The organism is Kitasatospora sp. NPDC127121, from assembly GCF_042677305.1.
In the GTDB taxonomy this organism is placed as follows: Bacteria; Actinomycetota; Actinomycetes; order Streptomycetales; family Streptomycetaceae; genus Kitasatospora.
In genome coordinates, this window is sequence record NZ_JBHXTQ010000100.1 from 1 (window position 1) to 14,552 (window position 14,552).

At 74.3% G+C, this 14,552-nt stretch carries 11 protein-coding genes and 1 pseudogene; 6 read left to right on the forward strand and 6 right to left on the reverse strand.

Going from position 1 to position 14,552, the window contains the following annotated elements:
- The first annotated feature begins 170 nt into the window (after nucleotides 1-170).
- Nucleotides 171-1,148: a polysaccharide deacetylase family protein gene (locus ACFVHI_RS33120; RefSeq protein WP_380345509.1), complete on the forward strand. Its 978-nt coding sequence runs from the start codon at nucleotides 171-173 to the stop codon at nucleotides 1,146-1,148.
- A 45-nt stretch (nucleotides 1,149-1,193) separates the two neighbouring features.
- Here the strand turns inward: ACFVHI_RS33120 and ACFVHI_RS33125 are convergent, their stop codons facing one another.
- Genes ACFVHI_RS33125 through ACFVHI_RS33135 form a run of 3 tightly spaced genes read right to left on the reverse strand, consistent with a single transcriptional unit; the run spans nucleotide 1,194 to nucleotide 3,890 of the window.
- The gene (locus tag ACFVHI_RS33125) at nucleotides 1,194-1,640 is read right to left on the reverse strand and encodes a YchJ family protein (protein WP_380345511.1); all 447 of its coding nucleotides are present in this window, start codon (nucleotides 1,638-1,640) and stop codon (nucleotides 1,194-1,196) included.
- A 60-nt stretch (nucleotides 1,641-1,700) separates the two neighbouring features.
- Nucleotides 1,701-3,251 carry an FAD-dependent monooxygenase gene (locus ACFVHI_RS33130; RefSeq protein ID WP_380345513.1) on the reverse strand — a complete coding sequence of 517 codons (1,551 nt, stop codon included), beginning with the start codon at nucleotides 3,249-3,251 and terminating at the stop codon, nucleotides 1,701-1,703.
- A 27-nt stretch (nucleotides 3,252-3,278) separates the two neighbouring features.
- On the reverse strand, nucleotides 3,279-3,890 hold the full coding sequence (locus ACFVHI_RS33135) for a TetR family transcriptional regulator (RefSeq protein ID WP_063346059.1): 612 nt from the start codon (nucleotides 3,888-3,890) through the stop codon (nucleotides 3,279-3,281).
- Between the two features lie 257 nt (nucleotides 3,891-4,147).
- Between ACFVHI_RS33135 and ACFVHI_RS33140 the strand changes: the two genes are divergently transcribed.
- A complete protein-coding gene (locus ACFVHI_RS33140; protein WP_159398309.1) occupies nucleotides 4,148-4,546 on the forward strand; it encodes a cytochrome C oxidase subunit I in 399 nt (132 codons plus the stop codon).
- Nucleotides 4,547-4,631: 85 nt separating this feature from the next.
- Here ACFVHI_RS33140 and ACFVHI_RS33145 read toward each other — a convergent pair whose 3' ends face one another.
- Nucleotides 4,632-6,254 (reverse strand): cytochrome bc complex cytochrome b subunit, encoded by a 1,623-nt coding sequence (locus ACFVHI_RS33145; RefSeq protein ID WP_380345539.1) that lies wholly within the window; start codon nucleotides 6,252-6,254, stop codon nucleotides 4,632-4,634.
- A gap of 395 nt (nucleotides 6,255-6,649) precedes the next feature.
- Between ACFVHI_RS33145 and ACFVHI_RS33150 the strand changes: the two genes are divergently transcribed.
- From ACFVHI_RS33150 to efeB, 3 genes are all read left to right on the forward strand, one after another.
- Complete coding sequence (locus ACFVHI_RS33150) at nucleotides 6,650-6,973, forward strand: hypothetical protein (RefSeq protein ID WP_380345515.1); 324 nt, start codon at nucleotides 6,650-6,652, stop codon at nucleotides 6,971-6,973.
- 207 nt (nucleotides 6,974-7,180) lie between these two features.
- The gene (gene efeU / locus ACFVHI_RS33155; RefSeq protein ID WP_380345517.1) at nucleotides 7,181-9,235 is read left to right on the forward strand and encodes an iron uptake transporter permease EfeU; all 2,055 of its coding nucleotides are present in this window, start codon (nucleotides 7,181-7,183) and stop codon (nucleotides 9,233-9,235) included.
- Nucleotides 9,235-10,563 carry an iron uptake transporter deferrochelatase/peroxidase subunit gene (gene efeB, locus ACFVHI_RS33160; RefSeq protein ID WP_079135342.1) on the forward strand — a complete coding sequence of 443 codons (1,329 nt, stop codon included), beginning with the start codon at nucleotides 9,235-9,237 and terminating at the stop codon, nucleotides 10,561-10,563. The genes efeU and efeB overlap by 1 nt, the downstream gene beginning before the upstream one ends.
- A gap of 109 nt (nucleotides 10,564-10,672) precedes the next feature.
- Here efeB and ACFVHI_RS33165 read toward each other — a convergent pair whose 3' ends face one another.
- Nucleotides 10,673-12,058, reverse strand: coding sequence for a sensor histidine kinase (locus ACFVHI_RS33165; protein WP_380345520.1), 1,386 nt, complete (start codon nucleotides 12,056-12,058; stop codon nucleotides 10,673-10,675).
- Nucleotides 12,055-12,737: pseudogene (locus tag ACFVHI_RS33170) on the reverse strand (response regulator transcription factor). Before ACFVHI_RS33170 ends, ACFVHI_RS33165 begins: the two are co-directional and overlap by 4 nt.
- A 215-nt stretch (nucleotides 12,738-12,952) precedes the next feature.
- Here ACFVHI_RS33170 and ACFVHI_RS33175 point away from each other — a divergent pair.
- Nucleotides 12,953-14,422: a glutamate synthase subunit beta gene (locus ACFVHI_RS33175; RefSeq protein ID WP_380345522.1), complete on the forward strand. Its 1,470-nt coding sequence runs from the start codon at nucleotides 12,953-12,955 to the stop codon at nucleotides 14,420-14,422.
- The last annotated feature ends 130 nt before the right edge of the window (nucleotides 14,423-14,552 follow it).

The following is a 14,552-nucleotide window of genomic DNA, read 5'->3' on the forward strand; positions in this document are numbered from 1 at the left end:
GTCGACTCGGGTGCCCGGCCGGTTCGGGTGCCCGGCCGGTTCGGCAAAGGAAGGGCAAGGGGCCCGGCGCGTCGTTGCCCCGCACGGGTGATGAGGGGATTGGCGGGGGTGCGCTGCGGGGGAGCAGTGCTGCTATGAACAGATCATCAAATCATCGCATTAATGCGGGTTTGAGGGGAATTCAGGGACGCGGCGCCGGTGCGCGGGCGGGTGTGCGGACCGGTCTGCTGGCCACCGTCTGCCTCTCCGCCGTCGCCGCCGGCTGTGCCGGGCCGGTCGACCCCGCGCGGCCGGCCGTCGTCCCGCCCGCGCCGGGTGCCGTGCCCGTCGTCGAACACGGGGTCGGCCGCCCGCCCGAGGCGCTGCCGGTGCTGCCGGGCCTGGCCCGCAAGGAGGAGGAGGCCGGCACCGAGGCGGTCGCCCGCCAGGAGTCGGAAACCGGGGCGGCCCTGGAGACCGCGCACCGCTGGGGCCTGGAGGCCCCGCCGCTGAAGGCGCCGCCACGCCCGGCGACCAGGCCGGTACTGGCCCAGTCGCAGGGCGTGAAGCTCAAGGAGGGGCGGCCACCGGTGGTCTACCGGGTGCCGACCGACGAGAAGGTGGTCTTCCTCACCGTCGACGACGGCTCCGAGAAGGACCCGGAGTTCTCCCGGATGGCCGACGAACTCGGCATCCCGCTCAGCACCTACATCTCCGACTACCTGGCCCGCGAGAACTACGGCTACTTCCGCGACCTGCACGCCCAGGGGGTGGAGATCAACAACCACACCATCAACCACCGCAACCTGAAGGTCCTCGACTACGGGGCCCAGCGCGACGAGATCTGCCGTCAGCAGGACCAGCTGGAGAAGCAGATCGGCGTCCGCCCCCGGCTGTTCCGGCCCCCGTACGGCGAGTACAACGACGACACGCTGCGCGCGGCGGCGTCCTGCGGGGTCCAGGCGGTGCCGCTGTGGAACGAGGAGGCCTTCCCGGACCACATGGAGTGGCGCTACGACGACCGGAAGCTCCACCCGGGCGACATCATCCTCACCCACTTCCGGGGCGTCGACCTCTGGAAGGCCTCGATGCCGGACCTGCTCCGCAAGGTCGTCAACGACGTCACCGCGCAGGGCTTCGCCCTCGGTCGACTGGACGACTACCTGTAGGAGTTCGCCCGTCGAGGACCCCGAGGGCCCCGAGGACCCCGAGGGTCAGCCGAGCGAGAGTGCGTCGAGGTACACCCAGGCGCCCTCGTGCCGGACGAACCGGCTGTGCTCGGTGAGCACGCCCTGCTCGCGGCCCTCGGTCCAGTGCGCCCGGAAGGCGACCGTGCCCTCCGCGTGGAAGGCGCCGCCCTCGGTGGTGGACACCACCTCCAGGCCGGTCCAGCGCAGCGCCGGGTCGAAGTCCACCTCGGCGGGCCGGGTGTCCGGGTGCCAGGTGCGCAGCAGGTACGCCTCGTCCTGGGCGGCGAAGGCGCTGTACCGCGAGCGCATCAGGGACTCGGCGGTGGTGGCCGCCGTCTGGCCGCGGTGCAGTCGCCCGCAGCAGTCGCCGTAGGCGGCGGGCAGGCCGCAGGGGCAGGGGGAGGAGGGCAGCAGCCGGGGCGCGGAGGCGGCGGCGCGGGGCGCGGGGCGACGTGGGGACATGCGGTCCATTCTCTCCCCCCGGCCCCGGCCGCCCCGACCGGGGCCGGTGGGGCGTCCGGGTGCGGGTGCTCAGCAGCGGGCGGAGTCCGGTTCGCCGAACCAGGCGTGCAGCGCGCGCAGCAGCCCGTCCGGATCCTCCTCCCCGGGAGCGGCGGCCCAGGCGACGTAGCCGTCCGGGCGCACCAGCAGCGCGCCGGCGGGCGGTTGCGGGCAGTCGGCCGTGAGCACGTCCACCCGGCCCTTCCAGTCGGCCGCGAGGTCGGCGAGCCGTGGTGAGCCCCCCGCGAGGTCGAGCAGCAGGGCCCGGCCGCCGCGGGCCAGTTCGGCGAGCCGGGTGGGGCCGGCGGCGGTGGTCAGCGGGAGGTCCGGCGCGAAGCCGCCGGCGAGCGGGTGCGGGCAGTCGGTGTCGTACCGGACGTCGCTGCCCGCCATGAGCGCGGCGATCCGCCCGAGGTTGTCCTGGTACGCGAGCAGTTCGCCGAACAGGGCGCGCAGGGCGGTGACGGCCGGGCCCGGGGACATCAGGGCCATCTGGGCCTGCGAGTGCATGAAGACCCGTTCGCCGACGGGGTACCGCTCGCGGTGGTAGCTGTCCAGCAGGCCGGGCGGGGCCCAGCCTTGGAGGTCGGCGGCCAGCTTCCAGCCGAGGTTCGCGGCGTCCTGGAGGCCGAGGTTGAGGCCCGGACCGCCGGTGGCGGCGTGCACGTGCGCGGCGTCGCCGACCAGCAGCACCCGGCCCTCGCGGTAGCGCTCGGCGAGCCGGGTGTTGTGCCCGACCTGGCGGCGCGGGGTGTGCGCGCCGGGCGTGCCGGCCGGGGCGAGCGGCAGGTCGGCGCCGGTCACCCGGCGGACGCTGGCGCGCAGTTCGTCCAGCGTGGCCGCCACGGTCTCGTCGACGGGCGGGCCGTCCCACTCCATGGTGGCCATCATGGCGAGTTCCGGGCCCATCGGGGCGAGCACGAACACCCCGTGCGCGGTGCGGGTGTGGGTGAACGGGCGGAACGGCGTCGGGCAGCCGGGCAGCAGGACCTCGCCGGTGTCGAGCACCTGCAGCCCCTCGGGCGGGCGCACGTGGGCGATGCGCGCGACGGGGTCGGGCGAGGTGACCCCGGGGAAGCCGATCCCGGCCAGCTTGCGGACGGTGCTGCGGCCGCCGTCGGCGCCGACCAGGTAGCGGGCGCGCAGCCGCTGCGGCCCGTCCGGTCCGTGGACCTCGACGGTCACCCCCGCCTCGTCCTGGGTCAGACCGGTGACCTCACGGCCGTGGTGCACGGTCACGCCGAGTTCGCGGGCCCGCTCCGCCAGGGCCTGCTCGATCCGGTGCTGCGGCACCGGCAGGGCGTACAGCGGGTTGCCGTCGAGCTCCCGGAGGTCCAGCGGGAACGCGCCGAACACGAAGCGGGGCACCGGGGCCGGGGCGCCCGGGCCGCCGAGCCGCTCGTACAGGCCGCGGTGGTCCAGCAGCCGGATCACCTGGCCGACCAGCCCGTTCGCCTTCTGCTCCGACGAACGTTCGGCCAGCCGGTCCAGCACCACCGGCCGGACTCCGGCCAGCGCCAGTTCGCAGGCCAGCATCAGCCCGTTCGGGCCGGCGCCGGCGATGATGACATCGTGGGTCATGGTAAATCCCCCTGTGCGACGGTGAGTTCACGAGGACGACGGTTCGGGGAGGCCGGCCGCCAGCTGCCGCAGCGCCTCCGCCAGGAGCGGTTGCAGCGGTACCGGCGGGTCGGCGCGCAGCCATACGTCGCTGGCCGCCCTGAGCGCGGCCAGGACGCCGGCGGCGACCAGTCTGGGGTGGAGGCCGCCGGGGTCGGCCCCGGTCCGGGCGGCCACCGCCGCGGCGAGCCCGGCCTCGGCGTCCGCGCCGGCGCGGGCCAGCTCGGCCTGGAGGGCCGGTTCGCGCAGCAGTAGCCGCACCGCGGCGGTCCACCGCGGGTCCGGCTGCTCCGCCGCGCCGTCGAAGGGTGCGAGGGTGGCCCGGGTGAGCGCCTCCCAGAGAGGTTCGGCCAAGGGCCGCTCGCGCAGCGCCTCGCCGACGAGCCGGATGCGGTCGCAGTGCCGGGAGACGATGGCCTCGGCCTTGCTGGAGAAGTAGTTGTTGTAGGTGCGCGGTGACACCCCGGCCGCGGCCGCGATGTCCTCCACCCGGACGTTCTCCAGGCCCCGTTCCACCGCCAGGCGCAGTGCGGCCCAGCTCAGTGCCTCCCGGGTCGCGGCCTTCTTCCGTTCCCGCAGACCGATCTGACTCTTCGTCATGCCCACCACTCTCCCCGGAAACCTGCGGGCCGCGCAAGAGTGCGTGGCACGCAACTTTTTCGGAGCCGACACTCCGGGGCGGAGCCGGCCCGGCGGGGTTGCGAGGAGTCGCGCGGCGGCTCGGCGAGTCGCCCTGCCCGCCCGTGTGGTCACTGATAGTAGTGGCCTGGTTGCGGAGCGGTCTCCCGCGCCGGTTCGGCGGGACGGTTCGACAGGGCGTCCCGACAGCACGCCTCGACAGGACATGAGGAGCGGTCATGGGTGGCAGACAGCGTCCGCCGGGAGCGCGGACCCCTCGGCAGGGCCGGCCCGCCGGGGGCGGCCGGGTGAACGCCCGGGCGGAGATCGCCCGGCTGGAGGGCTATCTCGCCTGGGAGGCCGAGGTGGCGGCGGCCGAACGGGACGCCCGGGCCTTCGCCGGGCAGTTCCCGTGGCTGCCCGCCGCGGAGCGGGAGAGCCTGGAGCAGGCCTACGCCGCCGACCGCCTGCGCTACGCCGAGGAGGTCGTCGACCGCGCCGTCGAGCGCTGCCGCCGACTGGCCGCCCGCTACCGCAGCGAGTGCCGCCGGATCTGCGCCCGCTGGGCCGCGCTCTGCCTCTCCGTCACCCTGGCGGCGGCGCTGTTCGCCGTCGTCCCGGCGGCCCTGCGGGCCTGAGGCCTGAGCCGGGTCGATCCGCCGGCACGCCCGAGGGCCCGCCGCGCCGTCAACGGCGCAGCGGGCCCTCGGGCGTGCGCGGGGATCAGTGGTGGCCGTGGCCGCTGCTGATCTCCTGGTGCTCCTCGGCGGTGGGCTTGGCGATCTGACTGCCCTCGCCGTAGAAGCCGCGGGACAGCTTGGCCCTCGCCCGGGCGAACAGCCCGGCCTTGCGGACCACCCCGTTCTCGTCCACCTCCGGCGGCAGGTCCTCCGGCTGCGGCTGCTCGTGCGCGGTGAGGGTGAACATCCGGCCCGGCGGGAGCGGCGCGTGCACCTCGACGAACTCGCCGTGCTGGAGCCGGTTGATGACGCCGGTCTCCCGGCCGTGCAGGACCTTCTCCTTGTCGCGCCGCTGCAGGCCCAGGCACCACCGCTTGGTGACCACGAAGACGACCACCGGCACGACGAAGAAGCCGGTGCGCACCGCGTAGGTGATCGCGTTGATCGACAGCTGGAAGTGGGTGGCGAGCAGGTCGTTGCCGCCGCCGGCCAGCAGGATCAGGTAGAGGCCGATCCAGGCCGCGCCGACGGCCGTGCGCACCGGTGCGTTGCGCGGCCGGTCGGCGATGTGGTGCTCGCCGCGGTCCCCGGTGACCCAGGCCTCCAGGAACGGGTAGCACCAGATGATCAGCAGCACGGTCGGGAAGACCATCAGCGGGACGAACACCCCGAGGTTCAGGGTGTGGCCGCCCCAGACGCTGATCTCCCAGCCGGGCATCACGCGCACCAGGCCCTCGGAGAAGCCCATGTACCAGTCCGGCTGGGCGTCGGTGGACACCTGGTCGGGCCGGTAGGGGCCGTAGGCCCAGATCGGGTTGACGGTGGCGATCGCCGACATGAACGCGACCACGCCGAAGACCAGGAAGAAGAAGCCGCCGGCCTTGGCCATGTAGACCGGCATCAGCGGCATGCCGACCACGTTGTCGTTGGTCCGGCCGGGCCCGGCGAACTGGGTGTGCTTGTGGTAGAAGACCAGGATCAGGTGCGCCGCGAGCAGGCCCACCATGACCCCCGGGATCAGCAGCACGTGCACGGTGAACAGCCGCGGCACGATGTCCTGGCCGGGGAACTCGCCGCCGAACATGAAGAACTGCAGGTACGAGCCGACGATCGGCACGGCCAGGACGGCGCCCTCCATGAACCGGATGCCGGTGCCCGAGAGCAGGTCGTCCGGCAGCGAGTAGCCCATGAAGCCGTCGAACATGCCGAGGAACAGCAGCAGCGCGCCGAAGACCCAGTTGATCTCGCGGGGCTTGCGGAACGCGCCGGTGAAGAAGACGCGCATCATGTGCGTCAGCATCGAGGCGACGAACACGATCGCCGCCCAGTGGTGGACCTGGCGCATCAGCAGGCCGCCGCGCACCTCGAAGCTGATGTCGATGGTCGAGGCGTAGGCCTCCGACATCTGGATGCCCTTGAGCGGGACGTACGAGCCGTCGTAGATGACCTCGCCCATGCTCGGCTTGAAGAAGAGGGTCAGCCAGACGCCGGTGATGATGATGATGACGAAGGTGTAGAGCGCGATCTCGCCCAGCATGAAGGACCAGTGGTCCGGGAAGATCTTGCGCAGATTGGCCTTGGCCAGGGAGTAGATGCCGACCCGGCCGTCGGTCCAGTCGGCCAGGGCCTCGGCCTTGTTCGCGGGGTTGGCGCGCGTGCTGGTCACCGGTCCCGGCTGCGACTGCTGGTCGGTTCTCACGACGGGCTCCCCGGCGTCCTCGGCGTGCCGGGCTGGAGGCCCGCCGGCAAAGACGCCGGCCGGCGAAGTGTTGTGATCATGGGACCTCTCGATACGGGCCCGCCGGCTGAACCGGCACGCGGAGCGGGTGACCCACTGGCCCGTTGCTCAGGGTGATGGAGCGCTTACTCTGTCATGCTGTCGGCAGGGGGCCGACTGTGCACGTCCATCGGTCCGTACGGCCGCTCGTGTCGGTCCGTACGGGGGGTCCTGGCGTCTGATCGGCCGCCGGACGGGTGGCGGTGCTGCGCCCGGGTGCCGCTGAACCGTTTCGGCGCGCGCCGCGTCCGGAGGTCGCGCGATCCCGGGCCTACGCTGCGCCAATGGTGGATCACCCTGAACTCTTCGAGGACGTCACCGCGGCCCTCGCCCGCGCCGGGATCGACGCCGGGTCGGGCCCGTCCCTGCTGCGGATCGGCCATCGGCCGCCGGGGGTGGCGGTCGGCTGGTCGCCGGGGGAGGGGCCGGACGGGCCGCCCTCCCGGGGAGCGCGCGAGGCGGTCAGCGGTGCGGCCGCCGTCGTGCTGCGCGAGTGCGGCTACCTGGTCGCCGAGACGGGCGGCGGCGAACTGCTGGTGACGCCCGCCGCCGCGCCGGTGGCGGTGCCGGCGGAGCCGGAGGCGGTGCCGGAGCAGTGGTGGGGCTGAGCCGGGCCGGCTCGGCAGCCCTCATACCGAACCCTTACCTGAACGGGGGGTGCTGTTGACCACGGCGGCTCTAAGGTTTGCCTAAGCTAAGTCGAAGCGCCCCGGACCCTCGTGTCCGGGGCGTTCGGCTGTGCCGCGCCGCCGCCACCCGCGGCGGGCCGCCGAGTTCAGGTACGACCCGGGGTGACCGGGGGAGGAGCCCGCTGCATGTGGGATGAGGCGTTTCCCAGCTTTCTGATCGGGCTGCGCGAAGGTCTGGAAGCCGGACTGATCGTGTCGATCCTGGTCGCCACGCTCGTCCGCTTCGGGCACAAGGCCCGGTTGCCGCAGGTGTGGACGGGCGTCGCGGCGGCGATCGCGCTCAGCCTCAGCTTCGGCGCGGTGCTCACCTTCACCGCCGCCAACCTCTCCGGCCACGCCCAGGAGGCGTTCGGCGGGGTGCTGAGCCTGATCGCGGTCGGCTTCGTCACCGCGATGGTGTTCTGGATGCGCCGCTCGGCGCGCACCCTCTCCGCCGAGCTGAAGGAGAAGGTCCAGGCCTCGCTGGCGATGGGCGCCGGCGCGCTGGTGCTCACCAGCTTCCTCGCCGTCGGCCGCGAAGGCCTGGAGACCTCACTCTTCCTGTGGACCAACGTGCGCACCGCCGGGGAGTCCACCGGGCCGCTGCTCGGCGCGGCCGTCGGCCTGGTGCTCTCGGCCGGCCTCTGCTGGGGCCTGTACCGGCGGGCGCTGAAGATGAACCTCACCCGGTTCTTCACCATCACCGGCGCCGGCCTGATCGTGGTCGCGGCGGGCGTGCTCGGCTACGGCCTGCGCGACCTGCAGGAGTCCGGGCTGGTCGGCGGCGGCAGCTCGTACGCGTTCGACCTGAGCGGCCACCTGGACGCCTCCTCCTGGTACGCCACGCTGGTGCAGGGCACCCTCAACCTGACCGTCACCATGACGGTCCTCCAGGTCGTCGGCTACCTCGCCTACCTGTGCATCGTGATGACGCTGTTCGTCGAGGGCGTCCGCGGCGGCAAGACCGCTCCGGCCCCCGGGAAGGCGGCGCAGGGCGAGAAGGTTGGGGCGGCCGCGCCCGAGGCCGCCGGGCCGGTGCGGTCCGGACGGCCGCGCTGGGCCGTGCCGACCGCGCTGGTCGCGGTGCCGGTGGTGATCGCCGGGGCCGTGATCGCGGTCAGCGACGGCAAGCAGAGCAGCTCCGCCACCGTGTCCGTCTCCGAGCAGGAGTGCGGCAAGGGCTTCAGCACCCCGCTGCCCGGCCAGCAGGTGTTCCAGATGCACAACACCGGCGACAAGGTCTCCGAGGTCTACCTGGTCAACCCGGCCAGCGGCGCCGTCTACGGCGAGATCGAGGGCCTGGCCCCCGGCACCACCCGCGCGCTGACCGCGACCATCGGCTCCGGCGACTACGCCTGGCGCTGCGTACCCACCGGCGGCACCTCCGTCACCTCGGCCGCCGTGCACGTCACCGGCGGCGGCCAGGTCAAGGCCGTCAAGCCGGTCGCCGAGGACGACCTCAAGGGCCCGCTCGACGCCTACAAGGACTACGTCAACAAGGGCCTCGCGACCCTGCTGACGCAGACCCAGAAGCTCCAGGCCGACGTCCACGGCGGCGACCTCGCCACCGCCAAGGCCGACTGGCTCACCGCCCACCTCCAGTACGCCTCGCTCGGCGCCGCCTACGGCACCTTCGCCGACCTCGACGGCAAGATCGACGGCCGGCCCGACGGGCTCGCCGACAAGGCCCAGGACAAGGACTTCACCGGCTTCCTGCGCCTGGAGTACGGCCTCTGGCACGGCCAGTCCGCCGCCGACCTGACGCCCGTCGCCGACCAACTGGCCGCCGATGTCGCCAAGCTCGGGCAGGACTTCCCCGGCCAGGACTTCGACCCCGGAGACCTCCCGCTGCGCGCCCACGAGATCCTGGAGAACACCCTCCAGTTCGAGCTCACCGGCGACACCGACCAGGGCAGCGGCACCAACCTGGCCACCACCCAGGCCAACCTGGCCGGCACCCGGGAACTGCTGACCGTCCTGCAGCCGCTGCTCGACGAGCGCGACCCGCAGCTGCTCACCCGCGTCGACGCCGGGATGAAGCGGGTCGGCGACCTGGTCGCCGCCTCCCACAAGCCCGAGGGCTGGACCGCGCTGGAGCAGCTCCCCGCCGACGCCCGCCGCCAGCTCAACGGCGCCACCGGCCAGCTGCTCGAAGACCTCGCCCCCATCCCCGCCCTGCTCGAGATCCGGAAGGCCGCCTGATGACCGACCACACCGCCGCCACCGGAGGCTCCTGCCCGTTCCCGCACGCCGCCGCGCCCGCCCCGGCCGTCGCCGAGGGCGGCTGCCCGGCCGGCCCGGCCCGCCGCAGCTTCGTCCGGACCGCCCTCGGCGCCGGCGCCGGGGCGGCCGTCCTGGCGGGCGGGGCGTTCACCCTGGCCGCCGGCCCGGCCTCCGCCGGGGACAGCCGCCAGGCGAAGAGCGGGGCCGTCCCGTTCCACGGCGACCACCAGGCCGGCGTCACCACCCCGGCCCCCGGCTACGCGGCCTTCCTGTCCTGCCAGGTGATAGCCCAGGACCGCAAGGGCCTGGAGGACCTCCTCAAGACCCTGACCGAGCGGATCCGCTTCCTCACCGCCGGCGGCACCCCGCCCGACCTCGGCGTCGGCGCGCCGCCCGCCGACAGCGGCATCCTCGGCCCCACCGTGCCCACCGACAACCTGACCGTCACGGTCGGCGTCGGCGCCTCGCTGTTCGACGACCGGTACGGGCTGGCCAAGGCCAAGCCGACCAAGCTGGCCCCGATGAAGACCTTCCCCAACGACAATCTGCAGGCCGCCGAACTCCACGGCGACCTCTCGCTGCAGATCTGCGCCGACCGCCAGGACACCGTGCTGCACGCGCTGCGCGACATCACCCGGCACACCCGCGGCGCGATGCAGATCCTCTGGCGGATCGACGGCTTCCAGAACGAGTCCCGCCCGGACGGCGCCCAGCGCAACCTGCTCGGCTTCAAGGACGGCATAGTCAACCCCGACACCACCTCCGCCCGCGAGATGGACCGGCTGATCTGGGTCACCGACGGACTGGGCGAGCCCGCCTGGGCGACCGGCGGCAGCTACCAGGTCATCCGGATCATCCGGATGCTGATCGAGTTCTGGGACCGCGTCACCCTCGCCGAGCAGGAGAAGATGTTCGGCCGCCGCCGCGACACCGGCGCGCCGTTGGACGGCCGCCAGGAGACCGACGCGCCGGACTACGGCAAGGACCCGGAGGGCAAGGCGATCCCGCTCAAGGCGCACATCCGGCTCGCCAACCCGCGCACCGCCGACACCGACACCTCGCGCATCCTGCGCCGCGGCTTCAACTACGACCGGGGCGTCGACAAGGCCGGCAACCTGGACATGGGCCTGGTGTTCTGCTGCTACCAGCAGGACGTGGTGCGGCAGTTCGAGGCCACCCAGACCCGGCTCATCGACGAGCCGCTGGTCGACTACATCTCGCCGACCGGCGGCGGGTACTTCTTCGTCCTGCCGGGCGTGAAGGACAACGCCGACTGGCTCGGACGCGGGCTGCTCGCGGCGCTCTGACGACGGTTTGACGGCGGTCTCACGGCGGCCGACGTGACGCCGGGCCCCGGGCGCTGCTGCGCGCCCGGGGCCCGGCGGCGTTGTGCGGACGGGAGGTCGAGGACACGCCCTACGGGCCGAGGGTGAAGCCGATCACGGCGCCGCCGCCGTCCCGGTTGGCGGCGAAGGCCTCGCCGCCGTGCGAGCCGGCCACCTCGTGCACGATGGCCAGGCCCAGCCCCGAACCGGGCAGGCTGCGCGCGGCGGTGGCCCGGTAGAAGCGGTCGAAGACCCGGGAGAGGTCGTCCTCGTCGATCCCCGGCCCGCCGTCGCGCACCTCGACCCGGCGGCCGCGCACCACCACCTCGATCGGGGCCGTCCCGGCCGGGTCGAACTTGGCGGCGTTGTCCAGCAGGTTGCCCACCGCCCGGGACAGCGCGTCCGGGCGGGCCGTGACCACCGTGTCGTCGGCGTCCACGGTGATCTCCCGGCCGCTGCGCCGCCGGGCCTGTGCGGCGGCCTCGCGCACCAGCTCGGCCAGCACCAGTTCGGTAGGTTCCTCGTCGGCCTTCCGGTCCGCGGCGAGCGCCACCAGCTCCTCCACCAGCAGCGTCAACTCCCGTGCCTCCTCGGCCAGATCGGCCATCAGTGCGGCCTGTTCGGCGGGCGGCAGGCGGTCCAGGCTGGGCAGGACCGAGAGGTTGGTGCGCAGGCTGGTCAGCGGGGTGCGCAGCTCGTGCCCGGCGTCCTGGACGAGCCGGCGCTGGTTCTCCTTCGCCGTGGCGAGCCGGCCCAGCATCCGGTCGAAGGCTCGGCCGAGCCGGCCGACCTCGTCCGTCCCGGCGGCCGGCACCGGAACGTCCAACCGTCCGCTGGCGGCAACGAGTTCGGCCGCGTCGGTGAGCCGGACCAGCCGGCCGGTGATCCGCCGGGCGAGCAGCCAGCCGGCCCCGCCCGCGAGCACCGCGACCACCGCCACCGACACCCCGGTACGGATCCGCAGCGTCGCCAGCAGGTGCTCGGTGGGGCTCAGTTGCTGGGCGATCTGGACCGCGCCGCGGCCGCCGCCGAGCGAGACCACGGCCACCCGGTAGGTGTCGCCGTGCACGGGCCGAAGTCCGGACGAGGTCCGGCCGGGGGCGTCGGAGCGGGCGAGGGAGCGGTCCTCCGGGGTCGGCCGGAGGTCGATCCGGGCGGTGCCGGGCAGCACCTCCCCGTCGGGGCCGAGGGACTGCGAGGTGACCCGGATCGGGCGCAGCAGATCCTCGCTCAGGCCGCTCGTGCCGTTGAAGTCGCCGGGGAACAGCATCTCCCGGCCGACCTGCTGGTGCACCGCCTGGACGGCCGCGGTGAAGTCGGCGGCCTCGTCGTCCCGGATCAGCCGGGCGGCGGAGCGGTAGCCGAGCGCGCCGATCAGCACCGCGACCAGGGCGGCCATCGCGGCGAAGGCGAGCGAGACGGTGGTGCGCAGCCCCGGGCGCGGCCACAGCAGCCGCGGCCGGCCACGGCCGGTCACGACTCGCGCAGCGTGTAGCCGACGCCGCGGACGGTGTGGATCAGCGGTGTCAGGCCGGGCCGGTCCAGCTTGCGGCGCAGGTAGCCGATGAACACCGCGAGGTTCTTCGAGCCGGGGCCGAAGTCGTAGCCCCAGATCTGCTCGTACACCGTGGCCTGGTCGAGCACCGAGCCCGCGTGCCGGGTCAGCAGCTCCAGCAGGTCGAACTCGGTCCGGGAGAGCTCCAGCTCCTGCCCGGCCCGCCAGGCCCGCCGGGCGTGCGGCTCGACCCGCAGGTCGGCCACCGCGAGGACGCCGCCGCCGGCGGGTTCGGGCGGGCTGCGGCGCAGCAGGGCGCGCAGGCGGGCGAACAGCTCGTCCACGTCGAAGGGCTTGACCAGGTAGTCGTCGGCCCCGGCGTCGAGCCCGGCGATCCGGTCCGGGACCTCGACCCGGGCGGTGAGCATCAGGACCGGGGTGCGGTCGCCGTCGGCGCGCAGGCGGCGGCAGACCTCCAGGCCGTCCGGGCCGGGCATCATCACGTCCAGCACCAGCAGGTCCGGGCGCTGCTCCGTGAGGGCGGCCAGGGTCTGCGCGCCGTCCGCGGCGGTGCTCACCCGGTAGCCCTCCAGCTGGAGGGCGCGGTGAGGGAGTCGCGGATGGCCCGGTCGTCCTCGGCGATCAGCACGGTGTGGGTCATGGCCCCGATTCTCCCCGGCGCGCCCGCGGCGGCGTCCGGCGGGTCCGGGCGACGGCCTCCGCCGGGTCCCCGGGTCCCCGGGTCCGGGCCCGGCCGGTGGGCCGTACCGGCTGCGGCTTTCGCAGCGCCGGGGACGGGCGTACGGTGGCCACACGGTGGCGTGTCCGCCGGGGGTGCCACCGGGTCCTTGTCGGCACACCCCGCCGGAGGCCGCGATGGCAGACCGGATGGCCTTCCTCACCACCCCGCGCGCCGAGCGCGAGCGGCGGGACGCACAGCAGCGGCTGGGGGACTCCCGGGAGGTGTACCGGCCACGGGCGCCGCTGCCGGTGGTGGGCGGGCAGGCGGGCCGCTGCATGGACTGCGGGCTGCCGTTCTGCCACCACGCCTGCCCGCTGGGAAACCTGGTGCCGGAGTGGAACCGGCTGGTGGCGGACGCGGACTGGCGGGCCGCCGCCGCCCGGCTGCTGGCGACCAACAACTTCCCCGAGTTCACCGGACGGCTCTGCCCGGCGCCCTGCGAGAGCGCGTGCGTGCTGGCGATCGACGGCGCGGCGGTGACGATCAAGAACGTCGAGCTGGCGATCACCGACCGGGCCTGGGAAGAGGGCTGGGACCTGCCGCAGCCGCCCGAGCGGAGCGCCGGGCGGCGGGTGGCCGTGGTCGGGTCGGGCCCGGCAGGCCTGGCCACCGCGCAACAGCTGACCCGGGCCGGGTACGCCACCACGGTGTACGAGCGGGCCGACCGCCTAGGCGGGCTGCTTCGCTACGGGATCCCGCCGTTCCGGCTGGAGAAGCACCGGCTGGACCGGCGGCTTGACCAGATGCGGGCCGAGGGCACGGACTTCTGCACCGGGGTGTCCGTCGGCCGGGACCTCGCAGCCGGGGAACTGCGGGCCGGGTGCGACGCGCTGGTGGTGGCGGTCGGCGCGACCGCCTGCCGGGAGCTGGCGGTGCCGGGGTGCGCCCTGCCCGGCGTGCATCAGGCGATCGACTACCTGACCTGGGCGAACCGGGTCGACGAGGGCGACCGCGCGGCCCCGCCGGTGTCCGCCGAGGGCCGGCACGTGGTGATCGTCGGCGGCGGGGACACCGCGGCCGACTGCCTGGGGACGGCGCTGCGCCAGGGCGCGGCCTCCGTCACCCAGCTCGACATCAACCCGTGCCCGCCGGTGTGCCGGGCGCCGGGGCAGCCCTGGCCCGTCCACCCGAAGGTGTACCGGGAGACCACCTCGCACGAGGAGTCGGGGGCCACGGCGGCCGGGCCCCGGGTGTTCGCGGCGACCACGCTCGGCTTCGAGGCCGGACCGGACGGCCGGCTGGCCGCCGTCCGCTTCGCCGAGGCCGAACCGGCCGACCGCAGCCCCCGGGCCGGCACCGAGCGGAGCGTCCCGGCCGAGCTGGTGCTGCTCGCGCTGGGTTTCAGCGGTCCGGAGCCGGACCAGGGGCTGATCGCCCAACTCGGCCTCGCCACCGGCCCGGACGGCGCCCTGGCCCGGGACGACGACTTCGCCACCGGCGCGCCGGGCGTCTTCGTCGCCGGGGACGCCGGGCGCGGGCAGTCACTGATCGTGTGGGCGATCGCCGAGGGGCGGGCGGCGGCCGCGGCGGTGGACCGCCATCTGCGCGGCGGCACCGAACTCCCGGCGCCGATCCGGGCGTCGGCGCGGGCGCTCACGCTTTGAGGGGTGTGCGGGCGCTCATGCTCTGGGCGTCGGCGCGGGCGCTCACGCCCTGAGGGGCGTGCGGGCGGGCCCGGCAGCCCTGCCGCACTTCCTCGCAACCCGCCGTGCGCCGCGAGCCGTTCGGGCGCGG